Origin of the sequence: Allobosea sp. 2KB_26 (assembly GCF_052115715.1) — a bacterium.
Taxonomy (GTDB): Bacteria; Pseudomonadota; Alphaproteobacteria; order Rhizobiales; family Beijerinckiaceae; genus Allobosea.
Genome location: NZ_JBFRHE010000008.1, coordinates 109,137 through 133,885 on the forward strand (window position 1 = coordinate 109,137; position 24,749 = coordinate 133,885).

26 protein-coding genes are annotated in these 24,749 nt (G+C 63.6%); 14 read left to right on the forward strand and 12 right to left on the reverse strand.

Annotated features, from left to right (window positions below; translation table 11 throughout):
* Window positions 1-192: 192 nt before the first annotated feature.
* Together AB4099_RS21210 and AB4099_RS21215 are read right to left on the reverse strand one after the other, a co-directional pair.
* The gene (locus AB4099_RS21210) at window positions 193-1,032 is read right to left on the reverse strand and encodes an amino acid ABC transporter substrate-binding protein (protein ID WP_162767955.1); all 840 of its coding nucleotides are present in this window, start codon (window positions 1,030-1,032) and stop codon (window positions 193-195) included.
* Window positions 1,033-1,259: 227 nt separating this feature from the next.
* A complete protein-coding gene (locus tag AB4099_RS21215; RefSeq protein WP_441479515.1) occupies window positions 1,260-1,478 on the reverse strand; it encodes a hypothetical protein in 219 nt (72 codons plus the stop codon).
* A gap of 208 nt (window positions 1,479-1,686) precedes the next feature.
* On the opposite strand from AB4099_RS21215, the gene AB4099_RS21220 reads away from it, so the two are divergent.
* The 5 genes from AB4099_RS21220 to AB4099_RS21240 all read left to right on the forward strand — a co-directional run bounded on the left by AB4099_RS21220 (window position 1,687) and on the right by AB4099_RS21240 (window position 5,447).
* Complete coding sequence (locus AB4099_RS21220; protein WP_441479516.1) at window positions 1,687-2,493, forward strand: MerR family transcriptional regulator; 807 nt, start codon at window positions 1,687-1,689, stop codon at window positions 2,491-2,493.
* Between the two features lie 11 nt (window positions 2,494-2,504).
* Entirely contained in the window at window positions 2,505-3,434 is a 930-nt protein-coding gene (locus tag AB4099_RS21225) for a hypothetical protein (RefSeq protein WP_441479517.1), read from the forward strand.
* 190 nt (window positions 3,435-3,624) lie between these two features.
* Complete coding sequence (locus tag AB4099_RS21230) at window positions 3,625-4,125, forward strand: sugar O-acetyltransferase (protein ID WP_441479518.1); 501 nt, start codon at window positions 3,625-3,627, stop codon at window positions 4,123-4,125.
* Between the two features lie 262 nt (window positions 4,126-4,387).
* Window positions 4,388-4,882, forward strand: a complete 495-nt coding sequence (locus AB4099_RS21235; RefSeq protein ID WP_113511577.1) for a hypothetical protein — start codon at window positions 4,388-4,390, stop codon at window positions 4,880-4,882.
* Window positions 4,883-5,291: 409 nt separating this feature from the next.
* Complete coding sequence (locus AB4099_RS21240) at window positions 5,292-5,447, forward strand: hypothetical protein (protein ID WP_441479519.1); 156 nt, start codon at window positions 5,292-5,294, stop codon at window positions 5,445-5,447.
* Between the two features lie 150 nt (window positions 5,448-5,597).
* On the opposite strand, the gene AB4099_RS21245 is transcribed toward AB4099_RS21240, so the two are convergent.
* A complete protein-coding gene (locus AB4099_RS21245) occupies window positions 5,598-6,560 on the reverse strand; it encodes a LysR family transcriptional regulator (RefSeq protein ID WP_441479520.1) in 963 nt (320 codons plus the stop codon).
* 115 nt (window positions 6,561-6,675) lie between these two features.
* Here AB4099_RS21245 and AB4099_RS21250 point away from each other — a divergent pair, with 115 nt between their 5' ends.
* The 4 genes from AB4099_RS21250 (at window position 6,676) to AB4099_RS21265 (ending at window position 11,321) form a co-directional block, all read left to right on the forward strand.
* Window positions 6,676-7,098: a DoxX family protein gene (locus AB4099_RS21250; RefSeq protein WP_441479521.1), complete on the forward strand. Its 423-nt coding sequence runs from the start codon at window positions 6,676-6,678 to the stop codon at window positions 7,096-7,098.
* A 164-nt stretch (window positions 7,099-7,262) separates the two neighbouring features.
* Complete coding sequence (locus AB4099_RS21255) at window positions 7,263-7,628, forward strand: nuclear transport factor 2 family protein (RefSeq protein WP_441479522.1); 366 nt, start codon at window positions 7,263-7,265, stop codon at window positions 7,626-7,628.
* A gap of 464 nt (window positions 7,629-8,092) precedes the next feature.
* Window positions 8,093-9,007: a 4-hydroxybenzoate octaprenyltransferase gene (gene ubiA / locus AB4099_RS21260; protein ID WP_441479523.1), complete on the forward strand. Its 915-nt coding sequence runs from the start codon at window positions 8,093-8,095 to the stop codon at window positions 9,005-9,007.
* A gap of 463 nt (window positions 9,008-9,470) precedes the next feature.
* Window positions 9,471-11,321, forward strand: coding sequence for an AIPR family protein (locus AB4099_RS21265; RefSeq protein WP_441479524.1), 1,851 nt, complete (start codon window positions 9,471-9,473; stop codon window positions 11,319-11,321).
* Between the two features lie 239 nt (window positions 11,322-11,560).
* Here the strand turns inward: AB4099_RS21265 and AB4099_RS21270 are convergent, their stop codons facing one another.
* From AB4099_RS21270 to AB4099_RS21285, 4 genes are read right to left on the reverse strand one after another with little or no spacing between them, the layout of a single operon-like run.
* Window positions 11,561-12,772, reverse strand: coding sequence for an ABC transporter substrate-binding protein (locus AB4099_RS21270; protein WP_441479525.1), 1,212 nt, complete (start codon window positions 12,770-12,772; stop codon window positions 11,561-11,563).
* Between the two features lie 26 nt (window positions 12,773-12,798).
* Entirely contained in the window at window positions 12,799-13,839 is a 1,041-nt protein-coding gene (locus tag AB4099_RS21275; protein ID WP_441479526.1) for an SMP-30/gluconolactonase/LRE family protein, read from the reverse strand.
* An 8-nt stretch (window positions 13,840-13,847) separates the two neighbouring features.
* A complete protein-coding gene (gene kce, locus AB4099_RS21280) occupies window positions 13,848-14,774 on the reverse strand; it encodes a 3,5-dioxohexanoate:acetyl-CoA acetone transferase (RefSeq protein ID WP_113511549.1) in 927 nt (308 codons plus the stop codon).
* Between the two features lie 51 nt (window positions 14,775-14,825).
* Entirely contained in the window at window positions 14,826-15,596 is a 771-nt protein-coding gene (locus tag AB4099_RS21285) for a cyclase family protein (RefSeq protein WP_441479527.1), read from the reverse strand.
* A 103-nt stretch (window positions 15,597-15,699) separates the two neighbouring features.
* On the opposite strand from AB4099_RS21285, the gene AB4099_RS21290 reads away from it, so the two are divergent.
* Together AB4099_RS21290 and AB4099_RS21295 are read left to right on the forward strand one after the other, a co-directional pair.
* The gene (locus tag AB4099_RS21290) at window positions 15,700-16,407 is read left to right on the forward strand and encodes a TetR/AcrR family transcriptional regulator (protein ID WP_441479528.1); all 708 of its coding nucleotides are present in this window, start codon (window positions 15,700-15,702) and stop codon (window positions 16,405-16,407) included.
* A 15-nt stretch (window positions 16,408-16,422) separates the two neighbouring features.
* The gene (locus AB4099_RS21295) at window positions 16,423-16,872 is read left to right on the forward strand and encodes a YunG family protein (protein ID WP_441479529.1); all 450 of its coding nucleotides are present in this window, start codon (window positions 16,423-16,425) and stop codon (window positions 16,870-16,872) included.
* A 145-nt stretch (window positions 16,873-17,017) separates the two neighbouring features.
* On the opposite strand, the gene AB4099_RS21300 is transcribed toward AB4099_RS21295, so the two are convergent.
* A complete protein-coding gene (locus tag AB4099_RS21300; RefSeq protein ID WP_113511540.1) occupies window positions 17,018-17,467 on the reverse strand; it encodes a hypothetical protein in 450 nt (149 codons plus the stop codon).
* A gap of 243 nt (window positions 17,468-17,710) precedes the next feature.
* On the opposite strand from AB4099_RS21300, the gene AB4099_RS21305 reads away from it, so the two are divergent.
* A complete protein-coding gene (locus AB4099_RS21305; RefSeq protein WP_441479530.1) occupies window positions 17,711-18,091 on the forward strand; it encodes a nuclear transport factor 2 family protein in 381 nt (126 codons plus the stop codon).
* Window positions 18,092-18,239: 148 nt separating this feature from the next.
* Window positions 18,240-19,409, forward strand: a complete 1,170-nt coding sequence (locus tag AB4099_RS21310) for a cystathionine beta-lyase (RefSeq protein WP_441479531.1) — start codon at window positions 18,240-18,242, stop codon at window positions 19,407-19,409.
* Window positions 19,410-19,469: 60 nt separating this feature from the next.
* Here the strand turns inward: AB4099_RS21310 and AB4099_RS21315 are convergent, their stop codons facing one another.
* Window positions 19,470-19,757: a hypothetical protein gene (locus AB4099_RS21315; protein ID WP_441479532.1), complete on the reverse strand. Its 288-nt coding sequence runs from the start codon at window positions 19,755-19,757 to the stop codon at window positions 19,470-19,472.
* 473 nt (window positions 19,758-20,230) lie between these two features.
* Here AB4099_RS21315 and msrA point away from each other — a divergent pair, with 473 nt between their 5' ends.
* A complete protein-coding gene (gene msrA / locus AB4099_RS21320; protein WP_441479533.1) occupies window positions 20,231-20,746 on the forward strand; it encodes a peptide-methionine (S)-S-oxide reductase MsrA in 516 nt (171 codons plus the stop codon).
* Window positions 20,747-21,093: 347 nt separating this feature from the next.
* Here msrA and AB4099_RS21325 read toward each other — a convergent pair whose 3' ends face one another.
* From AB4099_RS21325 to AB4099_RS21335, 3 genes are all read right to left on the reverse strand, one after another.
* Window positions 21,094-21,939 (reverse strand): class I SAM-dependent methyltransferase, encoded by an 846-nt coding sequence (locus tag AB4099_RS21325; protein WP_441479534.1) that lies wholly within the window; start codon window positions 21,937-21,939, stop codon window positions 21,094-21,096.
* Window positions 21,940-22,057: 118 nt separating this feature from the next.
* Window positions 22,058-23,557 carry a pyridoxal phosphate-dependent decarboxylase family protein gene (locus tag AB4099_RS21330; RefSeq protein ID WP_441479535.1) on the reverse strand — a complete coding sequence of 500 codons (1,500 nt, stop codon included), beginning with the start codon at window positions 23,555-23,557 and terminating at the stop codon, window positions 22,058-22,060.
* A 16-nt stretch (window positions 23,558-23,573) separates the two neighbouring features.
* A complete protein-coding gene (locus AB4099_RS21335; protein ID WP_441479536.1) occupies window positions 23,574-24,662 on the reverse strand; it encodes a PLP-dependent cysteine synthase family protein in 1,089 nt (362 codons plus the stop codon).
* Between the last annotated feature and the right edge of the window lie 87 nt (window positions 24,663-24,749).

A 24,749-nucleotide genomic window follows, 5' to 3' on the forward strand; every position in this document is an offset into this window, starting at 1 on the left:
TGCCAAGCCGGCACCGCGTGCAGCTATGCTCGGCCCCCGCCCGGAGAGAATCACGACCTCCCCTGCTTCGACCGTGGCTGGCGCGTGTCGATCGCGGAGCGGCCCTGCGGCGACATCCAGGCTGTCCCGCGCGCGTCGGCATGGAACCGGTGCCGTTGGCAACAGCCCCCGTCCTTGGGGGGCTTTAGGCCGCTATTTCGGCACGCCATTGATGACGAAGAGAGCACGGATAAATTGATCCGGCGGGAAGCTTCCGAAGCTGCGGGCATAGATCTGCTTCACACGATCGGTGCGATAGAGTTCTGCCAGCGTGGCATCGACAAGCAGGCGCAGCTTTTCATCGCCGCGCGGCAGAGCCAATGCATAGGTCTCGAACGTGAAATACTGATCGGAGAGCTTCATGCCGGAGCGGTTCTCGCTGTTCAGCAAGTGATAGCTGAGGATCCCGCGATCAGCGAAATAAGCGTCGATCTTTCCTGCCGACAGGCTGCGGACACCGTCGGGATGAGCCTGCATCGGAACGATCTCGGCCTCGATCCCGAGTTGCGTCAACGTCGCCTTCAGGACGTCCTCGGTCGTCGTGCCGCGCAGCACGCCGATCTTCTTGCCGCGCAGATCCTCAAGGCGGGAGAGATCATTGGTCCGGTGCAGAACGCCGGCGCCATCGATGAAGGTCGGGAGCGAAAAATCGACGATGGCGCGACGCGACATGGTCATCGAGGTCGGATCGCAGAGAATATCGATCTTGCCATCCCGCAGCGCGTCCAGGCGAGCCGTGGACGAGACCTCGACATAGTCGATCTTGAGTGAAGGGAGACCCTGCGCCTTCTTCACGCCCGCGGCGACCTCGCGGCAGAGATCGACGATATATCCCGACGGTTCGCCGCTGGTCGTACGATAGGAATACGGGGGCGCATCGGCCCGGAAGCCAAGCCGCAATGTGCCGGTCTCGCGAGCCCGTGCCAAGGTGTCCGCCGCCAGGCCTGCCGTTGATGTCGCCATGCAGAGGAACGCGATCAGGAAAATTCGCATAGTCGTCATCCGCCCTTTGGCCACGGCGCGCACAATAGACCAGCGCGATGAATCGAAGAACATCGTTTCCAAGGGTTGAGGCTTGCGACGAATGCGTAGCGCGTTTCGCAGGGTTGCGGGCGGTCTCGTGGCGGTGAACGCTGTTGGCAGTCATGGCTCGATCCCGGCAACCCGACACATAGTCTGCGAACGGTCGGGGCAAATTGCTGGATCATCGGCCAGAAGGCTCACCGCCGCCGGGCCGGAATCGACCGCGCAAGGTAGCCCAGAGCAAACGTCACCATGGCGACCGCGAGCCCGGAGCAGATCAGACCAGCCGGGATGATCCGCGCCCGTCCCTGCAGGGTGATGTGCTTGCCAACACGCAGGTCGAACTCGGATCTGATTTCCTCAGGATGTGTCGGAGCGTCGTCAGCAACGAGGTGCCCGGCCCTGTCGTTGGTCATCAGGCGCTCCCCGACTGAATGGCAAGGCCCGGATCGTGCCATGAAGGCTCTGACGTCGCCAGCCCGGAGACTGCAGAGCCGGGCCGTCGCCCAGCTGCGCGCGAGGGGGGCGCCAGGCTCCTCACCCGGGACGATCAAAACGTGGCCATGGCGAAGGCTCTATCGAGCGCTTGACCTCGCCCCAAGGGCTGACCCTAGACATAGACGCATGAGCGATTCCTATCTTCTTGCCGGGCGTTTCGGCGCCGCCACGCGACTGTCGCCGAAGGCGTTGCGGCTCTATGCCGAACTGGGCCTGCTCGTGCCGGCCTATGTCGATCCGCAGACCGGGTACCGTTACTACGCACCCGAGCAGGCGCCGCGGGCGCGGCTGATCGCGAGACTGCGACGGCTCGGCCTGCCGGTGGCGCGCGTCGGGCAGCTGGTCGCGCTTGGGCCCGAGGCGCGCGTCATCGAGCTGCAGACATGGCTCGCCGCGCAGAACGAGCTGCTGGCGGAACAGGCCGAGGGCGTGCGAGCGCTTGCCCGGCACGTCGATGGTGGAGAACCCGCCTTGGCCACGGCGGTCCGGCTGCGCGAGATCAAGGCCAGCAAGGTGGTGTCCCGCCAGCGCCATGTTGGCGTCGAGGCCCTCGACGCCTTCATCGCCAGCGCCGAGGCCGATATCCGCGCCCATCTGCGTGGCTCGGGATTGCCGGGCGACGGGCCGATGAGCGTGCATTGCCACAGCCTCGTCAGCCGCGACAGCGAAGGCCTGGTCGAGGTCGCCATCGCCTATGACGGCAGCCTGGAACCTGCCGGGGACCTACGCCTATGGCTGCAGCCGGGGCGGCGCGAGGTCTATCTGCCAGTGCCCAGGGCTTATGAGGATTTCCCGCTCGTCCTGCGCGTCTACGACGCCATCGAGGCCTGGCTCGACGCGCGAAGCGATCTGAGCTGCAGCGACAGCCCCTGCGAGACCTATCCCGGAACCGGCGGCGCGCGCTTCGACGTCGCCTATCCGATCACCCAGTAAGGGAACCCGTCATGACGCATTTCGCCTATACGGGCTCCGGCCCCTATTGCTACGCCAATTCCTTCGCGATGATGTTTGGGGCCGATGCGCCCTCCACCGCGGTGATCGAATTCGCCACCGGCAGCCCGTTCGGCATGCAACTGGTCGGCGGCACGCTGCCATTCTTCGATCCCTATGGCTGGGACCCGGAAAAGGGTTTTGAGGACGCGCTTTCGGCCCTTGGCTGGACATCGACGGTCACGCAAGGCGGCGAAGCCGAGGAAGCCCTCGCCCGCCTCAAGGCGGCGCTTGCTGGCGGACCGGTCTGGGTCGGTCCGGTCGAGATGGGGCACCTGCGGCACCAGCCGGGCATGCGTGGACCGATCGAAGCCGACCATTACGTCGTCGTTCTCGAAGCGGATGATGAGCGTGTGCTGATGCATGATCCGCAGGGCTATCCCTATGCCAGCCTGCCGATCGCCGATTTCATGGCCGCTTGGAGCGCCAGCACGCTGATCTATGGTGCGCCCTACACCATGCGCACCGCGTTCAGGCGCGTCGCAGAGGTGAGCGAGGTGGAGACGATCCGTGCGTCCGTCCCCTCGGCGATCCGCTGGCTGTCGATGGAAGGCGATCTCGGTATGCCCACCGGAAGCCTCGGCAATGGCGAAGCTGCCGAAGCCCTGGCGGCAAGGATCGAGGCGCGATGCGACGAGGAGCTGCGCGGCCATATGATCCATTTCGCGGTCAGGGTCGGCGCCCGCCGCGCCGCCGATGCTGCGACGTGCCTGGCGCGCGCTGGCTATGCCGAAGCCGGGCAGATTGCCGACAGGCAGGCGCGCCTGATCGGCGCGATGCAATATCCGCTGGTTATCGGCAAGGACGCTGTTGCGGCGTCGGCCCTTCGTGACCTGGCGCCCACCTACGACTTGCTGCGGACGGCCTTGCAAAACCAAAGCTGAAGGCCTGCCTGGATGTGGACCTGCCTGGACGTTTGGACGCTTATCCCAGCCATTTGCAGCTACCCTCAGCGAATCCCGGCGGCGTTGTCACGCACCGGGCACTCGCTCGACCGCGCCCGGAGGACAATACGGAATGGCGAATGATGATCGCACCAGGTTCATTCCCAGGAGAACGCCGGAATCGGCGGCGATGTCGGCAAGTATCAAACGAGCGATGGCGATCACCGCCACCCTCAACCGCTTGACCTATGACGATGCCGATCAAGTCCGGGCCCTGTTCAGCGATCTCATCGGCAAGAAGGTCGATGACAGTTTCGTTTTGATACCGCCATTCCACACGGAAAACGGGGTCAATATCAGCGTCGGGCGCAATGTCTTCGTCAATCAGAACTGTACCTTCTACGATCTCGGCGGGCTCGATATTGCCGACGACGTGCTGATCGGGCCGAATGTGAGCATCATCACGACCGGTCACCCCATCGAACCGTCCCAGCGGCGCGCCGGCGTCGTCGCAAAGCCCGTCGCGATCGGGAGAAATGTCTGGATCGCGGCCGGCGCGACCATCATCGGTGGCGTGACAATCGGAGAGAATTCAGTCGTCGCGGCGGCCTCGGTCGTCACCAGGGACGTTCCGCCGAATACCCTTGTCGGAGGCAATCCGGCGCGGGTCATTCGTTCGATCGCCGACTGAGGAACCGTCCGTAGCGGTTCCCGCTGATGCGGGCGGAGATGCGCCCCTCTCACGACCGTGCAAGGGACGGAGCCGAGGACGCCACCCTGAGGGTGAGGGGCGGTGATACGCTCCGCGGCCCGCGATCCCCAGGGGAATGCCGGGCCGGTTAAGGTTTGCGCGACACGGCCGGTCAATCGGCATTGCGTCAGCGCCATGGGCGGCGCAGAGGAAGCGGCGGGCTGCAGGTCACATGTGTCACCTGGCTCTTGAGAACTCTCCCATGCCCATCGCCCGTCTCTTCCTTGCGGCTTTCGCCGCCGCGCTTCTGTGTGTCGTGCCTGCCAGCGCCAAGAATTTCGCTGTTCCCGACAAGAACCCGGCCATCACGCTGACCGTCCCGAACAACTGGAAGACGCAGGAGATCGAGTTCGGCTATTCCGCGCGCCCGGAGGACGAGGCTATCTTCTTCTCGGTCGAGTTCGCGCATGCCCGCGAGATCGACAAGATGATGGCCACGAACGAAGCCTGGATGAAGGAAAACGAGATCAAGCAGGTGAAGCCGATCCAGGCCGAAGTCCCGATCAACGGGATTTCCTCGACCGTCTTCCAGTTTCGCACCACTGACGCGAACGGCCCGACGACAGTCGATTTCATCCTGATGCCGGCCGGCAGCGGCCGGATGATCATGATCACCGTCTGGGGCAATGACCAAGAACGCGCGACCCATGCCAAGGCGCTCGACGATATCTTCGGCAGCATCAAGTCGATCAACTGAGAAGCCCGCGCGCGTATCGGGCCTTCCGATACGCGCCTCTCCGCAACGGCCGGAGCGCGAGCACGACGGATCGTGCTGCATGAGGCAAACCCAACGGATCCCGCCTCGCGGCCTCTTGGAGCGCGTGGCGGCAATTGCCGAACAGCGCGACAGGGCGCTACCCTCTCGGACCTGCGCGTGATCCGCGCGGCTTCCAGCATCAGGCGCTCAACTGCCGAGAGAGATCCATGCCTCTCGATCCATCAAACGAGATCATCCCCCTGGGCCGCAGACTCCGCCGCTTCCGCGTCCTCAGGCAGATCAAGCAGCAGACATTGGCGGCTGATCTCGGTGTCTCGCAGGGCTGCTGTCACGATGGGAATCGGGCGTCCACGAACCGTCGGCCGAGGCGCGCTCCCGGATCGAAAGATTGCTGGATCAGCATGAGAGCGCCGGTATCGACAGCACATTGCGGCGCCTGGTCGAACAGGCCTCGTTTCCGGTCCACCTCGTCTGCGACGATGCGCTTGCGCTCCTGGCCGTCTCTGCGGGACGCTCCTTCACCCCAATCGCGTCGGGCCACTGATAGCGCAGGACCTCCGTTCCAGCCGCACCGAGAATGCGGTGCCCCATGGACCGCGCGCCCGTGGCCGCCCTCCGTCCCCTGCGCCTTCTGCGGTTCGAGCGACTGCGATGGCGCGGGCCGTGTCTTCACACCAAGCATCCCGGGTATTGCCTATGGTTGCCTCAACAGTCGGGACGGCGGTTTCCAGCCCATCACCGCTTCCGCGCTCCACCGTGCATCCGTCAGCTCGCCGATGAGGAAATCAGCCAAGGCGGAGACCTTCGCGGGGCGTGCACGCGCCGTCGGCGTCACGAAGTAAAGCCCGCCCTCCGGCAGCCGCCAATCGGTCAGGATCGGTTCCAGTTGGCGATCGGGAAAATACTGGGTCGCGATGAACTCGGGGAGCTCAGTGATCGCCAGCCCCGCGAGCACCGTCGGCAACAAGGCCTCGGCGCTCGTTCCCCGCAGCGGCCCTGTCGGCGTGATCGACGCTTCCTTGCCGGTTTCCTGATGCGCGAAGCGCCAGACGTCAGGCCTGGATCGGTTGGCATAGCTCAGACAGCGATGGGTCGCGAGATCGTGCGGGTGCTGCGGCCGGCCGTATTCCGCGATATAGGCCGGCGCTGCGACCACGAACCGCCGGACAGGGGCGATCAGCCGCGCAACGAGCGAGGAATCCTCCAGGACGGCGATGCGCAGCGCGGCGTCGAATCCCTCGCCGATCAGGTCGGCCTGCGCGTCGGTCAGATGCAGATCGACGGCAATCTCAGGATAGCGCCGGAAGAACTCCGGCAGCATGGGGGCGATCCAGCGCGTGCCGAAGGAGAGCGGGGCCGCAAGCTTCACGAGGCCGCGGGGTCGGCTGGAGGTCTCGCGCGCGACATCCTCGGCCTCCTCTGCATCAGAAAGGATCCTCGAGGCGCGCTCGGCGAGTCTGTGGCCATAGTCCGTCAGCGCAAGCCGCCGGGACGTCCTGTTGAACAGGCGCCCTCCAAGGCGCTCCTCCAGGCGCGCGACGGCGCGCGAGACGGTAGCCACCGACACGCCCAGGGTCCGTGCGGCCGCAGCGAAAGAGTGCTCCTCGGCCACCTTCGCGAACATGGCCAGGCCCTCGAAATCCGGCAGCTTCGACACCGACAATCCTGCAATGATGGATTTCTATCATTTCTATTTCGAAAGTGTCTCCGGCACAACATCATACGCCCAGTCCGCAACGCGATGCGGAGATTCACGTCAAAGGAGGCTTTCGATGTTCGCGACCCGTTATCTTCCCTTTCTTGGCCGGCTGATGATCGGCCTTCCCTTCGCGATGAGCGGCCTGAGCAAGCTCGGGGCTTATGGCGCGACGTCCGGAATGATCGGCGCTGCCGGCCTGCCCTTTCCCCCACTGGCTTTCGCCATAGCTGTCGCAGCCGAGCTCGGCGGCGGCTTGCTTCTCATCGCCGGCTACCGCGCCCGCTCCGTGGCCGGCGCCCTCGCCCTGTTCTCGCTGGCAACGGCGCTGTCGTTTCACGCCAATTTCGCCGACCAGAACCAGATGATCCACTTTCTCAAGAACGTGATGATGGCGGGTGGGCTTCTGCAGATCGCGGCCTTCGGCGCCGGTGCACTCAGCCTCGACAATTGGCGCAGGACCGGCGAATTGCAGGCCGATTCCGCAATCGCCGCCTGACTCATTCGCCGCGGCGTTCCCGTCCAGCTTCGGCGGCTGCGGCCGGCAGGTCCGTCCGCCGATAGCCCGCTTCGAACACGCCGCGCGACCAGCCTTTCCGCCGCAGAGCCGTTGCGGGCCGGGAACGTCCCGGGGCCGCAGGCGACACCGACCGGAGAAAAACCATGTCCCAGACCGTATCGACCTTGCTGCTTCGCAATCTCCACGACGTGTTCGGCGAGATTGACCCGGCGCGCCGACGCGTCGCGATCGACGAGATCTTCCACGAAGACGCCGTGTTCTACGATCCCAATAGCGGGATTCACCGCGGCCACGACGAGATCGACCGGATCGCGGGCGCGATCAAGGCTACTCACCCCGACTTCCGCTATCAGCCGCTCGCCCAGCCTGAGGTTATTGGCGATGGCGGCCGGGTCCGATGGCTGTCGGGCAGCCCCGGCAAGCCGCCCGCCTATGCAGGAACCGATTTCGCCATCGTTCGGGACGGCAAGATCGCCGCGATCTACCTCTTCTTCGATGAGCTGCCTTGAGCTGGCTGCTGCAGCGCCGATGTCGATCGTATCGCAACTGCCCGACCTCCGGCTGTTTCGCGACATCACATCGCGACCGGCCTGTCGTTTGAGCCGTTCCGAGCCGAGCCTCATCGGCTCTCTCCCGTTCTGCCCTGGATACCGACGCAAGTGCGACCTGGGCACACGCCCGCAGCCCGCGCCGCGGCACCATGGTCGAGAGCGGACAGTTCAGAGGATGTCTGACGCTGGCGATCACTCGGCGCTCGCACTGCGCACTCGGTTTGGCCCCGCTGTCGGAATGCTCGTCGGGTTGCCCAAAACCGGACGGTGTCAGACTGCAGCAACAGCGACGTCTCCAACACGATCGCCCCGTTGCCGGCTTCGATCCTTGGCGCACAAATTCCATTCTGCGATGGTGCGAGAATCGCGGACAAAACTGTCGCCTTCAGCAGATGTTTCGCGACAGGAACTCAGATCAGGCCATGACGACGGCAAGCCGCCCGGACCTCAGCGACATCCATCAGGGCGATTGGGTCGACCGCCGATTGCCGCTCGCATGGCGACCCTATACGCGGCTGGCGCGGCTTGATCGCCCCGTGGGCATATGGCTCACGCTGTTCCCCTGCTGGGCCGCCCTGATCCAGGCCTCCCATGGCGTTCCCGACCTTGGGCTCCTGGCCATCTTCTCTCTCGGTGCGTTGCTGATGCGAAGCGCCGGCTCCACGGTCAACGATATCGCCGATCGGAACTTTGACGGCCATGTCGAGCGAACCCGCTTCAGGCCGTTGGCAAGCGGGCAGATCGGCACGCGACAAGCCTTCGTCTTTCTGGGCGTGCAGCTCGCGCTGGCGGCTGCGCTGCTGCTTGTCCTCGCCCCAGACACAGCCCTTGTCGCGGTATGCGTTCTCCCGCTCGTGTTCATCTACCCGCTTTGCAAGCGCTTCACCCATTGGCCGCAGGCCGTTCTGGGCGCGGCCTTCAATTGGGGGATGCTCATGGCATGGGCCGAGGTCGCAGGGCATATCCCGCCCGGCGCGGTGCTGATGTGGGCCGGGGCCATCGCCTGGCAGATCGGCTACGATACCGTCTATGCCTATGTCGACGTGAAGGACGATAGCCGCCTCGGCCTGAAATCGACGGCGATCCTGTTCGGCCGGCACGGCAAGGCCTGGGTTGGGCTGTTCTATGCGCTGACGCTTGCAGCATGGTCGCTTGGTGGCTGGCTGCTCGGCATGTCGCCGCTCTATGCCATCGGAATGCTGGTGATCGCCGCGCACCTGGCCTGGCAGACCTGGCGGATAGACCTTGCCCGCCCGGACGTGAATTTCGGTCTGTTCCTGGCGAATATCCTGACCGGGGCGCTGCTGGCAGGCGCGGCCTTCCTGGGGACGATGTGAGACGCCGGCGCAGTCTGATGAGGAAGTGTCAGGATTTCTGTGTGAGGGCGGCGGGTTGAACGTCAGGCCACCATTGCCCTTGTGAAGCGCTCGCCGAAGATGACGGCGAACTGGGCTTTGGCCATTCGGATTTGCTCCCCCGTGCCGGCCCTGCCCAGCCGTTGAACACGCCGGACGAGCCCCCCGTCAGCCGTCAGCCAATGGTAGACATTGGAGCTTTGCGTGGAAGCTGACATTCCTGATCGGAGGGGTGACTTCCGCTCCCGCCTCGTTGCGGACCTCCACATGCGACAACGGAAACAGCACAACGGCCCGCCAGGGGGCTTTTGTACGAATCTTCCAACCGACAGACAGATTAGTCAACGCGACAATTTGTGGAGGCCAATGGGAGCGCGCCGCGCTACCCCCCAATGGATAAACAAAGCATCATGATGCCAAACATGATTCAGTGGAGGAAAGCGTGTTGGATGGGAATTCGGTTAAGTACGATATCTTGATAAAGATCCTAGACGCAATACGCGGCGAATCTGTTGGAACAAAATGGGAGAAAAAATACTCGTACGAGAATAACAGCAATTCCGAATTAATACAAAATGCACGCAGCAGGGCTTTTGTGCACCTGTTTCTTAAAGTTATGTTTGGTATCGTAGATTTTTCAGAACGTGAGCCGCTTGTAACCGACGGATCGCATGATGGAGGCGTAGATGGATACTTCATTGATCGTTCAAATCGACAAATTTATCTGATTCAATCCAAATTGCGGAGCACGAATTTCAATTTCAAGAACAAAAATATCGATCTTGAAGAGATTCTTTCGATGGACATCGAGAGAATAACCGGCGGAATCACTAATGATTCCGATGGTAACAACTATAATGGCAAGATTCAAGGTTTGATCAGAGCTATTTCTGAAATATCTGACATCGCTAGATGGAATTATAAAATCATAATACTAGCCAATTGCTCCATTTCTAATGAAAATCTATTGAAATTAACTGGCGGATTTAGAGCAGATACTTTTGATTTTAATAGATCGTATAATGAATTAGTTTTTCCTGTCGTATCAGGGAATTATTTCAAAGCACAAGACGTTATGATAAATATCGATCTGAGCAATAAGAGTGCGGGCGCGAAAACTAGCTATTCTGTCGAGACCCCGGCCTATGAATGCGAAATAACCGTACTCTTTGTTCCCACCCTGGAAATCGCCCAGATAATGGATAAATATAGAAACGCCGTTTTGGAGTATAATCCAAGAAGTTACCTGGATCTGATCGGCCAGAGCGTCCACTCTTCGATTAGAGAGACGTTACTGAGACCGGACAGCAATGAATTTGCACTCATGAACAATGGCATTACGATACTTTCCGACGAAACCAATATTAATGAGCGAATCGGTCAGAAAAACAAAGCCCAGCTCATGCTGCTCAATCCTCAAATCATAAATGGCGGCCAAACCGCATACACTCTCAGTCGAATTTATGCGGAGGACAAGCCGTCTGCCGCGGGAAAATTTGCAGGAAAGGAAGTTCTAACTAAGATAATCACGCTCACTCCAAAAGATAGCAATAAGGATAGCAGCGAACAGAGGCTGAAACTTATCGAAGAAATATCGGCTGCTTCAAATAGACAAACGCCCGTTATTAACGCTGATCGCTTCTCGAACGAATCAGTATACGTAGAGATGCAACGCATTCTTTACAAGAATCACGGAATTTTCTTTGAAAGAAAGAGAGGAGAATTTAGCGATGGCATTAAAGCTGGCTATATTTCAGAATCAGATGTTATTGAGCGGAATTTGTATTTCAGATTATTTCTGTGCGCCCTCGGAGACCTAAGAACTGCACGCAAAAAACGAGTATTCATGGACCACAAACTAAATCACGATATCTTAACAAACGAGGAAAATTTAGCTAAATCGGTCAGCGCCTTTCATATTTTTAAGATGCTGGACCCACCGAGAAACACTCATAGCTCCAAGAGCCATCGGAATATGATTCTAAAATTGTATATTGGACTTAATTTAGCCAAGAACGAGCCATCACCAACAGATATACTTAATACGATTAATCAAAAATGGGGGGAATTCCTCATTAAATTTGCAAAATCAAAATCTATAGTCCTCAATAAAAATCTAGGGAAAATCGCTATAGATCGATTTATTGGCACTAACGCTGTCGAGGACGATCTAACGGCATACGTGCGGACTGGCGAAGTTCCCTCAGCCCCGCCACGAGAAAATGGTCGAAGGTGGGGCCGTAAAGATACGCTCGATTCAGCGGAGTCTGCAGCGAGCGAGGCAGAGCCAGCGTGAGCACGTCGATCCGAGCCTAAGGTTTAGTTCAACCTGCAGCCAATCGGCGACCACCTCCTCGTGCACCGCCAGGATCTTGAATTCTCGGCCGTACCTCCGTCACCGCAGAGGCAGCCTCCTGCTTCACGAAACACGCCGTCCAGGTGTCCACGAAACCGGCGGCGCGCGCGGTGGCGCCGTCGGCTGCAGGCCGGAGACCAGGGCAATGATGCCCTCGGCCCCGACCTTGCGCCGCGCGTCTATTTCTTGAGGGCTGGGCAGGCGCCGTCGGCGAGCGAGCGGAAAGCCTGGTCTCCGGGGATGGTCGCAATGAGGTTGTAGAAGTCCCAGTCGCCCTTCGACTCCTCCGGCTTCTTGACCTGGAAGACGTAGAAGTCATGGACCATGCGTCCGTCCTCGCGCAGCTTCGCGTTGCGCACGACATCGTCCTCGATCGGGATCTCGCGCATCTTGGCGATGACCGTCCTGGCGTCGTCCGATTTTGCGGCTGCGACCGCCTTGAGATAGTGCCGGACCGCCGAATAGATGCCGGCATGGATGGCCGAGGGAACGGTGCCGTTCTTCGCCTTGAAGCGCTCGGAGAAGGCGCGCGTCCGATCATCCAGGTTCCAGTAGAAGCCTTCCGTCAGCACGGTGCCCTGCGCGCCCTGGAGGCCGACGCTCTTCACATCCATCACGGTCATGAAGAAGGCGACCAGCTTCTGGGCGCCCTGGCCGACGCCAAAGTCCCGAGCCGTCTTGATCCCGGCGATCGTATCGCCGCCGGCATTGGCGAGCGCGATGATATCGGCGCCCGAGCCTTGCGCGGTCAGGAGCTGCGACGACAGCTCGGTCGCGGGAAAGGCATGCCGGACCGAGCCGAGATAGCTGCCGCCCTTGGCCGTCACCAAGGTCTTGGTATCGGCTTCGAGCTGGTGTCCCAGCGCATAATTCGCGGTCACCAGATACCATTTCGAACCCGGCTTCGTCAGCGCGTTCGCGACCCCGGAGACCTGGACATAGGTGTCCCACATCCATTGCACGATGTGATCGGGCTGGCAGGCATCGCCCGTCAGCCGCGCCGTGCCGCCCGGAAACAGGCCGACCCGGTTCTTCTCCTTCAACAGCGGCGGCAAGGCGAGCTGAAGCGAGGCGTTGGACATGTCGGCGAGGACGTCGACCTTCTGCTGATCGATCCATTCGCGCGCGATCACCGAGGCGACATCGGCCTTGTTCTGATGGTCGGCAGAGACCGTCTCGATCGTCATGCCGGCGCATTCAGCCGCCAGGCAATCATCGATCGCCATCCGTGTCGCCAGCACCGAGCCCTTGCCGGTGATGTCGGAATAGACGCCGGACATGTCGGTCAGGACGCCGATCTTGACGACCCCGTCGGAGACCTCCGCCCGGGCCGCGAGCCCCGGCCAGCCGAGCGCCAGCGCGACCGTCGCTGCTACGAACTTGATCCGCATTCCCAATCCTCCCATTCCGTCGACCGTCAGGCGGGTCGATCGTTTCCGTTCCAATGAGCCATCGGCAATCCGGCAACAGGCGACCGGAAGGCCGGGATGCGCGTGCCCCGGAGGCTGCCGATATAGGCCGTGCGCAGATCAGGGCCGCCGAAGGTGATGCTGGCGAACCAGGGGGCGACGCTGCCGCCACAGGCGAGCATCAGCTCGGGCGACGCCTCGTCGCGGGCGAACGCGGCCATGAGCGCCCTGCCCGCCTCGCTGCCGCGGTCATCGTCGAGCAGGATGCGCAGATCGCCGTCGGGCGTGATCGCGAAGATGCGGTCGGTCATGACATGGGTGCCCCAGAGATTGCCATGGGCGTCGAAGGCGATGCCGTCGATGAAGGCGCCATGATCGCTGGGGCCGAATGTCTCGCGCTGCGAGAGGCTGCCATCCCGGCCGACGCGCAGCCGCGTCACGCGGCGGCCGCAGGTCTCGACGACGTAGAGCCACTCCTCGGCGGCACCGAGCCTGATCTCGTTGGTGAAATGGAAGCCGTCGGCGACGACGCGCAGGCGCCCGCCATCATAGAGCGCGACGTAACCGTCCCGGATGGCGGGGCTCATCGCCTTCATCCAGTTCTTCGTCCGGGTCGAGATCGTCAGCCAGATCCGGTCCCGGCTGTCGCGCAGCACGAAATTGACCTTGCCGATCGGCTCGCCATCGATGTTGTCGATGAGGACGCGCGTCTCGCCGTCCCGGGTCATGATCTCGAGCCGGTCTGTCCCGAAATTCGAGATCAGGATGTCGCCATTGCGGGCGAAGGCGAGCCCGTTCGGCAAGGTGCCGGCGACGAAGCGGTCCTCGTCGTTTCCGGCCTCGGCAAAGCCGCGGCTCGCCTGCTGCACGATCAGTTGCTGGCGTCCGTCCGGGGCGATGCGCACGACCCCGCCGCGCGCATCGGCCGACCAGAGTGTGCCGTCGGACTCGGCCAGGATGCATTCAGGGCGCTGCAGGCCCTCGCCGACATGGACGATCGCCGCGGGATCGACCGTGAAACCGTCGATCGGATTGGGTTTTCCGGCCATGGCGCGCCTCAGAAGTTCACCTGGTCGCCGCCCTTCAACCCGAGCGTGGCGCGTGCTTCGGCCGGCGTCGCGATCTCCATTCCGAGTTCCTCGACGATGCGCCGGATCTTGGCGACCTGTTCGGCATTGCTGCGGGCGAGCTGCCCGCGGCCGATGAACAGACTGTCCTCGAGGCCGACCCGGACATTGCCGCCCATCATCGCGGCCTGCGTGCAGAACGGCATCTGGTGCCGGCCGGCGGCCAGGACGGACCACTGATAGTCCTTGCCGAAGAGCTTGTCGGCCGTGCGCTTCATGAACATCAGATTGTCCATGTCGGCACCGATGCCGCCGAGAATCCCGAAGATCAGCTGCAGGAAGACGGGAGGCTTGAACCAGCCCTGATCGAGGCAATGGGCGAGGTTGTAGAGATGGCCCACATCATAGCATTCGTGCTCGAACTTGGTGCCGTGCCCCTCGCCGAGCAGCTTATAGATCCGCTCGATATCGGCGAATGTGTTGCGGAAGATGAAATCCTTGGTGCCGGAGAGATAGGGCTCTTCCCAGCCATGCTTCCAGTTGCTGTAGCGCTTGGCGAGCGGATGCAGCGCGAAGTTCATCGAGCCCATGTTGAGCGAGCACATCTCGGGCGCGGCCTGAAGCGGCGCGGCAAGGCGCTCCTCGACTGTCATGTTGAGACCGCCGCCCGTGGTGATGTTGATCACCGCATCGGTCGCCTGCTTGATCCGCGGCAGGAACTCCATGAACACGGCCGGATTGGGCGTCGGCCGCCCATCCCTGGGATCGCGTGCGTGCAGATGCAGGATGGCGGCGCCGGCTTCCGCCGCCTCGATCGCCTGCTGGGCGATTTCGCCCGGCGTGATCGGCAGGTACTCTGACATGGTCGGCGTATGAATGCCGCCCGTGACCGCACAGGTGATGATGACCTTGCCCATATGCCCCTCCCCGGGATCGGCGCCGTCTTGTTGCGACCTGCGCCTGCGATGTCAGTCGTTCAGAATGGCGACGGCCCGGGTCCAGCCGGCCGAGCCGCCCTTCACCTTCACCGGCAGGCAGGAGATGGTGAATCCCGTCGGCGGCAGCGCTTCCAGATTGTGCAGCTTCTCGATCTGGCAGTAGCCCGCCTCCCGGCCCGCCTTGTGGCCTTCCCAGATCAGCGAGGCGTCCCCGGTCTCGGCGAAGCGGCGCGCGGTATGGCTGAACGGAGCATCCCAGCTCCAGCCATCGGTGCCGACGACGCGGATGCCCTGCCGGACGAGATGCAGCGTGGCCGCCCGCCCAAAACCGCAGCCGGAATGGATATAGTCGGACTCGCCATAGCGCTGGCCGGCGCGGGTGTTGGCGACGACGATCTCGAAGGGCTGCAAGCGATGGCCGATGCGCCGGAGTTCGGCGTCGATTTCGTCCGGCGTCACGACATGCCCGTCCGGCATATCGCGAAAATCGAGCTTCACGCCCGGCCTGATGAACCAGTCGAGCGGCAATTCATCGATCGTCGCGGCCCGCACGCCGCCATCCATCGTCGGATGATAATGCCAGGGGGCATCGACATGCGTGCCGTTATGGGTCGAGATATTGACCTGCTCAACCGCCCAGCCCTGGCCGTCCGGAAGCTGTTCGGGGCGCAGACCCGGAAAGGCAGCGGCGATTTCCGTCGCCGTCTCACCGTGATGGCGGTAGTCGATCCTCACCTTCTGGAAGGGCGGATCGGCCGGTACGTCGTTTTCCAGGGGAATGGACAGATCGATCAGGTTCATCGCCGCCAGCCGCATGCCGGGCTTGCCGGCGTCGGGAATGGGATAGGATATCTTGGACGATCGTACAAGATCATCGACGAGGGGTGCTGATGGAGCAGGCGGCATGACCGGAGCGGTCGAGGGAAAACGTTCGCGCAAGGCCGAGGCGGCGCAGGACAGGCGGCTCGCGATTCTCAGGTCGGCCGAGGCCTTGTTCGCCGAGCGCGGCTATGCCGGCGTCTCGGTCCGCGACATCGCCGGCGCGGCCAAGGTGCCGCTCGCGCTCGTCGGCTATCATTTCGGGCGCAAGGAGGACCTGTTCTCCGCGGTTTTCGCGCATCGCAGCGGCTATGTCGCCGAGCGCATCGACAGGATTGCCGCGGTCGATACCTCCGGCGCCAATCCCCATGCGGTCGAGGATCTGGTCCGGGCCTGGGCGGAGCCGGTCATTCGCCTGCGGGAAGCGGGCGCAGACGCCTTCTCGCTGCTGGTCGCCCGCACCGCCTGGGACCCCGGGCCGGAGGCGAGCGCGATCATCGAACGCGTCTATGACGGTCTCGCCCATAGCCTGATCGATGCGATGATGCAGGCCCTGCCCGGCCGCTCACGCGAGACAATGGTCTGGGGCTATGAATATGCGCTCGGCGCGCTCCTGATGCATGTCGCCGACCGCCGGGTCGAACGGCTCTCCGGCGGCCGGGCGCAGTCCGGCGATCCGCGCATGTGCGATTTCTTCGTGCAGATGATCTCTGCCTTGTTCCGCGCGCTTCCGGCTGCGGGTGACGAAACCGTCTTGCGCGATGGCGAGGCGCCATCGGTGCCACGGGCGTGACCGGGGGGAGCCGCCATGCCGAACAGATCCAGACCCCAGGACCGAATGCTACGCATTCGCGAAGCATTGGAGGCGTCCTGGGACGGGCAAACCTCGTACAAGGCAGTTGTGAAGCCCGGCAATCCCGCCCTGGGTCAGTGCTACCCAACCTCACGGGTCGTACAGCACTATTACCCGGAAACGGAAATCATCAAGGGAACGATCTGGACGGGCGAAAGCGAAGAAACCCACTTCTGGAACGGCCTGCCCATCGGCGATGACTGGTATCACATTGACCTCAGCTGGCAGCAATTCCCTCCCGGATCGATGATCAGGGAGTTTGTGGTGCTTGACCGCCAGCACCTCGGCGACAGCGAGCCCACGCTCCAGCGCTGCGCACTGTTGCTAAACCGGGTCGAGGACTATCTCCGAAAGCACTCCCCTTCCTCGTCGCATGGCGCAGATGCAGGGGAAATCTGCGGGTGAGCCGGTCGGCCGCGTCGGGTCTTCAGCAGCCGTGGACAGAGCGCGCCCTGCTGCCTTCGCCAGCGCATGCGCGCGGCGTCCCTTGCTGCGCAGGGGGCGGACCGGATGCGAGATCCGGCCCGGGAGCTGATTGCCAGATGGTCTGCTACTGCTTGAAGCCGATCAGCACGCCATCGGCGCCGAGGGAGAGTTGAAGCCCTTGCCGTTGCGTGGCCAGGCGCAAGGTCACGCCCTTGTCGTTGCGCAGATAGACATTGCCGCCGCCCTGCCTGCCAACGGCCCAGCCTTCCTTCAACTGGACATAAGCTCCGCCGAAGTCCGACACCTTGCGCAGCCCGTAGACGGTTCCGGTTGCGACGGAACGAGATGCGCCGATCGAGCCGAGGCCGAGGCCGCCGACCGAGATCGGATAGGAGCGGCCCTGGAACCGCAAGGTGCCGCCGCCCGCTTCGCCAGAGGCAATGAAACCAGCGGAAACCTGCTCGATGCGAACAGTACCGGTCGAAGGCCCAAGCGAGCGCGACTGCGCCAGGGCTGGTGATGCCAGCATCACAAGGGCCGCGAAAGAAACGGCTGTCTGCCTCATCGTCATCATCGTCTACTCCTCGCGCTCGTTTGGTGGCGCAGAGGCTTAACGCGCGACGGGCCATTTCGATCCCGATGCAGCGATAAGTTGTGCCGGAGCGCCTCGTGATCGCCAAGGCAGCTCCGGCGCGCGCTTCCTTTGGGCGGCTCGCGGGCGATCCGAGCTCTGCTGCCAGCTGAGGCCCTTGCCGGAGATGGTGGACACCCGGCACATGGCTGATAGCCTGATCACTGGCCGGTGAGACGCAAGCCCATGTCGACGCTAAGCAATCAAATCCAACGCGTGCTGGACGCGAAGGCCGAGGCGCTTGTTTCCAGAAATGCCGAAGCTCTTGCGAGTCTGATCCACGGCGACTTCACCTATGTGAATGCGGGAGGAAAGATTTTCGACAAATCGAGCTATATCGAGACGTATAGCCTGTCCGGATCTCTGCTTTTCCTTGAGCAACGGTTTTCCGACCTGGCCGTCAAAGCGCTCGGCGAGTGTGCGGTGGCCACCATGTCGATAGCCGACACATTTCTGATCGATGGGCAGCGTGTTGGCGGACGCTTCAAATCGCTCTGCGTTTTCTGCTTGTCGTCAGGGCGATGGCAATGGGCAGCAGGCCAGACGATGAAGCACCCTGCCGAATAGGTCCGCATCGGAGTCGGAGGCTGAAATTGCCGCGCTATGCATTCTGCGCAGCGGGCCGAACGCGCCCTCGCCCTTTGACACCGGAGTGCAGCGGCCTCCACCCTGAAGCGGCTCAGAGCTTTCCACTTCGGCGTTTTGGTGAGGCGCAATGACTGACGAAATACCCACCCGGCACTGGCGGACCAGGCTCGTGCACCCCAGGGTCGCGGCATCGCAGGGCTTTCGCGCCCTCGTGCCTGCGATTCATCGCGGCTCGACCGTGCTGTTCGACCGCGTGGCCGAGGCGCGCGACGACTGGCGTGGCGAAGGCTACACCTACGGCCTCTATGGCACGCCCACGACCCGCGAACTCGCTCTGCGCATCGCCGATCTCGAAGGCGCACGCGCGAGCTTCGTCGTGCCGGGCGGCCAGGCCGCCATCGCGCTGATCTATCTCGCCTTCTGCCGCGCGGGTGATCATGTCCTCCTGCCCGAGACCGCCTATGGTCCCAACCGCGAACTCGCCGACGAGCTGCTGGCCGGGCTCGGCATCGCGGTCGAAGCCTATGACCCGCTGATCGGCTCCGGCATCTCTGCGCTGATCCGGCGAAACACGCGGCTGATCTGGTGCGAGAGCCCCGGCACGATCACGATGGAAGTACAGGACGTGCCGGCCCTCGTTGCCGCGGCGCATGCAGCGGGCGTGCCCGTCGCGCTCGACAACACCTATGCGGCGGGCGTGCTGTTCGATGCCTTCGGGCATGGGGTGGATGTCAGCATGCAGGCGCTGACGAAATATGTCGGCGGCCATAGCGACATCCTGCTCGGCACCGTCTCGGTCGGCACGGAGGAGGCCCGGGAGCGGATCGGCGCGACGCACCGCCTGCTCGGCATGGCGGTGTCGCCGGACGATTGCGCGCTTGCCCTGCGCGGGCTGGAGACGCTGGCTGTTCGCCTCGACCGCCTGGAGAGGACGACGCTCGAGATCGCCCATTGGCTCAAGGCGCGCCCCGAGGTCGAATATGTGCTCCACCCGGCCCTGCCGGACTGTCCGGGGCACGCGATCTGGCGGCGCGACTTCACGGGATCGGCAAGCGTACTTTCGGTGGTGCTCCGGCCAGGCTGGGAGAGCGACCGCGTCACGGGTTTCGTCGAGGCGCTGCAGCTGTTCCGGCTGGGTTTCAGCTGGGGCGGCACGCGCAGCCTGGCGATGGCCTATCCGCCGCTGCCACGGACGCAGCGCGGCTATGATGGCCGGATCGTCCGGCTGAATGTCGGCCTGGAGGAGCCAGCCGACCTCATCGCCGACCTGGAGCAGGCCCTGAACCAAGTCGCGTAGCGTGACGTGAGCTTGCCTCCTGGACACGCCCCCCGGCCGATGGGGCAGGCCGCCGGCTCCTCAGATTTTTGGGGGAAGGTCGCCGCGGTCGAAGACCGGCACCGATTCCGTTCCGCCGGCGAGCGAGCCGCCCGTCGGGACATCTTCGGCAGCCTGGCGAACCGCCTCTTCGGATTCCGTCAGACCATCCGCCGTGTCGTTGGCATCGCTGCCTTCGTCATGAATATTGGTGCGGTCGCTGACGCGGCGGCCCGTCGTGACCGGATCGGCCTCGGTCGGGCTCTCGGTCGGGGCGAGCAGCGCGCGCTCGTCCTTGAGCAGAGCTGGATTGTCGCGGGGCTTTTGCATGGCTTCCTCCTGTGGATGAGGAAGCCTCCGGGACCCGAATTGTTCCGGCATCGGCCTCCCGCACCGAGCGCAGGCATCGCAAACAGCAAATGCCAAGCCCCTAGCATCTGCCGCCGCTGAGTGGGTGCGATGCCTCATCGCGGCAACGCTCAACGCCTGCGCCTAGGATCGCGTGCGGAACCGGACGGGCGCTGGTCATTGGTATCGACGACAGGGATTTGATAGGCTGCAACCGCGCACCAAAATCGGCTCACCCATGGCAATGGCCGCCTCGAACAGGTCTTCCGATAGGGGGCGCGTGAGAAAGGCGATCGCGCGAGGCCATCGACACGCCCTCTTTCCACGTCATCGCTGGCGATGAAGCCATGGCGATCCTCTCTTGGCGCTCCCTCCCTGGCGATCGCCCCCCTTGGCGATTACTTGGCAGACGAGGCACTGTTTCGCACACGATCGGCTGAAGAAGGAGAAGAGCAATGACTGGTGCAACTGAACGGGCCGTGCTGGCCGGTGGCTGCTTTTGGGGCATGCAGGATCTGATCCGGCGTCGCCCGGGCGTCCTCTCCACCCGGGTCGGCTATTCCGGCGGCGACGTGCCGAATGCGACCTACCGCAATCATGGCACGCATGCCGAGGCGATCGAGATCATCTTCGACCCGGAGAAGACAAGCTTCAGGGATATTCTCGAATTCTTCTTCCAGATTCACGACCCGACCACGAAGAACCGGCAGGGCAACGATATCGGCCTGAGCTATCGCTCGATGATCCTCTACGGGTCGGAAGAGCAACGGAAGGTCGCGGAGGAGACGATCGCCGATGTCGATGCCTCAGGCCTGTGGCCGGGCAAGGTCGTCACCGAACTGGTGCCGGTCTCCGATTTCTGGGAGGCCGAGCCGGAACACCAGGATTATCTCGAGCGCCAGCCCGGGGGTTACACCTGCCATTTCGCCCGGCCGGACTGGAAGCTGCCGCGCCGCAGCCACGCGGCCTGACGATCGCAGGCAGGCTCCTTGAGAAGGGCCCGGCGCAATCCGGGCCCTTTGCGCGGGTTGGCGGATCGGCTCCGGTGCCTGGCGCCGCCTGAGGCCGTCTCGATGACCATGCCGGGGCCGAGTGCAGCACCAGGCCGCGGGTGCTGGCCGGCCGCAGGCGCCCCCTCGCGCTCCGCCTGATTACCAGCCCTCGCCTCGACAGCGCGGGAATGGCGTTCGCTTTAGGCCCGTTCCCGGCGTACGCCCCCCGCCGGGACGATAGCGACGCTCCGCAAGCGCCCCGGCGCAGACCGGCCCAATGAACAGCACCGCGCCGATGCCTTGATCGTGAACGCACGCGCCGGGTCCTAGCGGGTGCCGACGATCACCCTTGCAGTCGACATCAGGCGCAGTTTGCCGTCCCGGATGGACCGGCTCGCCAGGTCGAGAACGTCGCTGCGGATCCGCTCCGCCGTCTCCACATCGGCCTTGGCGAGCCCGGCGACGACCGGAGCGGCGATGTCGTTCATGAACTGCCAGTACTGTTCCGGCGTCTCATGAACCATCGCGGTCGACACCTCCTCTTCGGCGATGTCGCGCAACCCCGCTGCGGCAAAGGCGGAGCGCATCAGGCCTTCCGGAGCGCAGCGAAACAGGCCGGGCGAACCCGGCGGCGGCGGCGGCATCTCCACGTGGCGCGCAATCGTGCCCATGATGGTCGTTGCCCAGGCGTTCTTGTCCGGGGCGCTCCACACGGCGGCACAAATGCGAGCGTTCGGCTTGGCCACGCGTGCGAACTCGCGCGCCGCTGACTCGATGTCGGGGAAGAACATGAAGCCAAAGCGGCATAGAACGGCGTCAAAGCTCGCATCCCCAAATGGCAGCGCACCGGCGTCACAGGGTTTCGTGTCGAAATTCCGCAGGCCGCGAAGAGCCGCGTTCTCTGCTGCCACCGCCAGCATGGCTTGCGAAAGGTCAGTCACGGTCACGCGCCCCCGCGGCACCAGCGCCGCCGCCGTGAGCCCCGGCTCGCCGGTCCCGGCAGCAACATCGAGGACATGGGAATCGTCATGGAGGTTGGCCTGTCGGATCATCGCCGCCCCGAAGGGAGCGAGCCAACCCAGGACCAGGCTATCCCACTTCTTCCAGCCAGCGGAAAAACGATCCCAGGTGTCGCGTTGCTGGTCGCGGATCTGATCAAGCTCCATGGACATGCACGTTTTCCTTCGGTGATGCTCCCGACCCGAAAACCACCATGGACCGGCTGCGGCAGGTTGCAATCCGTTTCGCCGTGCAACGGTGCTCGCGGGGGGAGACGCTGACCGCAGCCCCTCAGGCGGCCTGCTCTGCCATCCCCGTCCGAAGCTCCAGCACTGCAGTGACGAGCTGGTCCAGATCCTCCAGCTTCGTCCTGTGATTGCAGATCGCCACGCGCAGGCAGTGCCGTCCTCGGATCGTCGTGTCGGACAGGGCAGCAATGCCGGTCTCCTGGAGGCGAAGCATGATCTCGACATTGATCTGCTTAACGCGCTCCTCGTCACGGCCCTCCGGAGCGACACGGAAGCAGACGATATTGATCTCCGGCTGGGCAATCAGCTCCAGGGCCGACTGCGACCGGATCAGCTCGGCGAGATAGGCGGCCTGCGCGATGTTCTGGTCGATCAGGCGACCGAATTTCGCGACGCCGTGCTCCATCAGCGCCATCCAGACCTTGAGGGCGCTGAAGCCGCGCGTCGTCTGCAGCCCGTACTCGTAAAGCCAGTCACCCGACGCGATGCCACGCGCGCTGGTCTGCAGATATTCCGGCGAGACGGCGAAGCTGTTCCGGTGGCTTGCCCGGTCGCGGATGAGGGCGCAGCCCACCTCGAACGGCGCATGGAGCCATTTATGCGGATCGAGCGCCACGGAATCGGCGCGTTCGATGCCCCTCACCCGCCAGGCGTTTTTGGGGGCGATGGCCAGCAGGGCGCCGATGCAGCCGTCGACATGGAACCATATGTTCTCGTCCGCTGCGATGTCGGCGAGCGCCGCCAGATCGTCGACAGCACCGGAATTGACGGTTCCGGCCGTGCCGATGATGCAGGCGGGATGAAAGCCCTCGGCGCGGTCCTGTGCGATCGCGGCCTGCAGCGCATCCAGATTGATCCGGCCGTTGGCGCCGCTCGGAATCCGGCGCAAGGCCCTGTTGCCGAGCCCCAGCGTCTCGACCGCCTTGCGGTGGCAGGAATGGACCTGATCGGAGGCATAATAGCGCAATGGCAGATCCAGCGCGGCGACACCGTGCTCGCGCAGGTCGATCCCCGCCGCCGTGTTGCGCGCGACGGTCAGCCCAATCAGGTTCGCCATCGAGCCGCCGCTGACAAGAGTGCCGCTTGCCGAGGACGGCAGGCCAACCATGTCGCGCAGCCAGCCGACGACCTGCTGGTCGAGCCGCGCGGCGGCATGGCTTCCGCCGCCCAGGTTCGAGCCCTGAACGGCGGCGATGAAGTCGCCGAGCGCACCGGAGAAATTACCCGCCCCCATGAACCACGACCAGAAGCGAGGATGGATATTGCCCATCGGATAGGCCAGCACGCTGTCGCGCACCAGGCCGTAGACCTGCTCGATCGGCCTGGGTTGCTCGGGCACCGGTTCACGGAACAGCGCCTCGACCTCGCCCGGCATCGGCCGCCAGACCGGCCGCTCGCGCAGTTCCCGGAGATGGCGGACCGCGTCGTCGACGACGCGATGCGCCAGCGCGGCAACCGCGTCCCAATCCTGCGGATCGAGCGTTTCCTCACCGCCATATCCGTCGGGATCCGTCTGCATCAATGGTCCCACACGCGCGTCCATGGCTGTCTCCTCCGCGCTATTCGGCAGCGATCTGGAAACCGGGCGTCGATTGCGACAATGCCAGTTCGTCCGCGTCCATCCCGGGCTCGATCGCGTCGAACAGCGGCGTCGACAGGTAGCGTTCGCCGGTGTCGGGCAGCATGCACAGGACGACGGAGCCCGCCGGCGCTGTAGCAGCCGCCTCTCGGGCGACGCCAAAACTCGCTCCCCCCGAGATGCCGGTGAAGATGCCTTCCTTCTGCGCCAGCAGCCGGGCCCACTCGATAGCCTTCGCCCCGGCGATCGGGATCACATCGTCATAATAGCGCTCGTCGATCGCCTCCTGCAGCACATCGGGGATGAAATCCGGCGTCCACCCCTGGATCGGATGCGGCTCGAAGGCGGGATGGCTGGCCGATGGCGCGCCTGCCGCACCGCGCTGCTGGCTCTGGCCGCTGCCGATCAGTTGCGCGTTTGCCGGCTCGCTCAGGATGATCTTGGTCTCCGGACGCTCGCGCCGGAGCACCCGCGAGACGCCGACCACCGTGCCACCGGTGCCGTAGCCGGTGACGAAATAGTCGAGGCGCGAACCGGCGAAATCGCCGACGATCTCGCGGCCCGTCGTGGCCTCGTGGATCGCGGCATTGGCCTTGGTCTCGAACTGACGGGCGAGGAACCAGCCATTCTTCTCGGCCAGCTCGACGGCCTTCAGATACATGCCGAAACCCTTTTGCGCCCGGGGCGTCAGCACGACCTTCGCACCCAGCATCCGCATCAGCAGCCGGCGTTCGACCGAAAAACTATCCGCCATGGTGACGACGAGCGGATAGCCCTTCTGTGCACAGACCATGGCGAGCCCGATGCCGGTATTGCCGCTGGTCGCCTCGACGACCGTCTGCCCGGGCCGCAAGGCGCCGCTGCGCTCGGCCTCCTCGACGATGGCCACGGCCAGCCTGTCCTTGACCGAGGCGGCTGGATTGAAGAATTCGGCCTTCACATAGATCGTGGCGTGGTCCACGCCGAGATTGTTGATGCGGATGGCCGGGGTGTCGCCAATCGTGTCGAGCACCGTTTCGAACAGGCGGCCCCGACCTTGCGTCGTCCTGGAAATCTCCATCGAAGGCATGGTTTCCCTCCTTCTTGACTGCGCCGGCGCGGCGGCCGTTGCAGCCGCCGCAGGGTCCGGCTGTGCGGACAGGCAGGGGATGCTAGG

Excerpts from the sequence above, each read along its gene's own strand:
- AB4099_RS21305 (WP_441479530.1), top strand. The coding sequence starts at position 17,711 with ATGTCGACGCTAAGCAATCAAATCCAACGCGTGCTGGACGCGAAGGCC.
- AB4099_RS21225 (WP_441479517.1), top strand. The coding sequence starts at position 2,505 with ATGACGCATTTCGCCTATACGGGCTCCGGCCCCTATTGCTACGCCAAT.
- AB4099_RS21270 (WP_441479525.1), bottom strand. The coding sequence starts at position 12,772 with ATGCGGATCAAGTTCGTAGCAGCGACGGTCGCGCTGGCGCTCGGCTGG.
- kce (WP_113511549.1), bottom strand. The coding sequence starts at position 14,774 with ATGGGCAAGGTCATCATCACCTGTGCGGTCACGGGCGGCATTCATACG.
- AB4099_RS21285 (WP_441479527.1), bottom strand. The coding sequence starts at position 15,596 with ATGAACCTGATCGATCTGTCCATTCCCCTGGAAAACGACGTACCGGCC.
- AB4099_RS21215 (WP_441479515.1), bottom strand. The coding sequence starts at position 1,478 with ATGACCAACGACAGGGCCGGGCACCTCGTTGCTGACGACGCTCCGACA.
- AB4099_RS21330 (WP_441479535.1), bottom strand. The coding sequence starts at position 23,557 with ATGGACGCGCGTGTGGGACCATTGATGCAGACGGATCCCGACGGATAT.
- AB4099_RS21290 (WP_441479528.1), top strand. The coding sequence starts at position 15,700 with ATGACCGGAGCGGTCGAGGGAAAACGTTCGCGCAAGGCCGAGGCGGCG.
- AB4099_RS21300 (WP_113511540.1), bottom strand. The coding sequence starts at position 17,467 with ATGATGACGATGAGGCAGACAGCCGTTTCTTTCGCGGCCCTTGTGATG.
- AB4099_RS21275 (WP_441479526.1), bottom strand. The coding sequence starts at position 13,839 with ATGGCCGGAAAACCCAATCCGATCGACGGTTTCACGGTCGATCCCGCG.
- ubiA (WP_441479523.1), top strand. The coding sequence starts at position 8,093 with ATGACGACGGCAAGCCGCCCGGACCTCAGCGACATCCATCAGGGCGAT.
- AB4099_RS21295 (WP_441479529.1), top strand. The coding sequence starts at position 16,423 with ATGCCGAACAGATCCAGACCCCAGGACCGAATGCTACGCATTCGCGAA.
- AB4099_RS21235 (WP_113511577.1), top strand. The coding sequence starts at position 4,388 with ATGCCCATCGCCCGTCTCTTCCTTGCGGCTTTCGCCGCCGCGCTTCTG.
- AB4099_RS21255 (WP_441479522.1), top strand. The coding sequence starts at position 7,263 with ATGTCCCAGACCGTATCGACCTTGCTGCTTCGCAATCTCCACGACGTG.
- AB4099_RS21315 (WP_441479532.1), bottom strand. The coding sequence starts at position 19,757 with ATGCAAAAGCCCCGCGACAATCCAGCTCTGCTCAAGGACGAGCGCGCG.
- AB4099_RS21250 (WP_441479521.1), top strand. The coding sequence starts at position 6,676 with ATGTTCGCGACCCGTTATCTTCCCTTTCTTGGCCGGCTGATGATCGGC.
- AB4099_RS21310 (WP_441479531.1), top strand. The coding sequence starts at position 18,240 with ATGACTGACGAAATACCCACCCGGCACTGGCGGACCAGGCTCGTGCAC.
- AB4099_RS21210 (WP_162767955.1), bottom strand. The coding sequence starts at position 1,032 with ATGCGAATTTTCCTGATCGCGTTCCTCTGCATGGCGACATCAACGGCA.
- msrA (WP_441479533.1), top strand. The coding sequence starts at position 20,231 with ATGACTGGTGCAACTGAACGGGCCGTGCTGGCCGGTGGCTGCTTTTGG.
- AB4099_RS21335 (WP_441479536.1), bottom strand. The coding sequence starts at position 24,662 with ATGCCTTCGATGGAGATTTCCAGGACGACGCAAGGTCGGGGCCGCCTG.
- AB4099_RS21220 (WP_441479516.1), top strand. The coding sequence starts at position 1,687 with ATGAGCGATTCCTATCTTCTTGCCGGGCGTTTCGGCGCCGCCACGCGA.
- AB4099_RS21230 (WP_441479518.1), top strand. The coding sequence starts at position 3,625 with ATGTCGGCAAGTATCAAACGAGCGATGGCGATCACCGCCACCCTCAAC.
- AB4099_RS21325 (WP_441479534.1), bottom strand. The coding sequence starts at position 21,939 with ATGTCCATGGAGCTTGATCAGATCCGCGACCAGCAACGCGACACCTGG.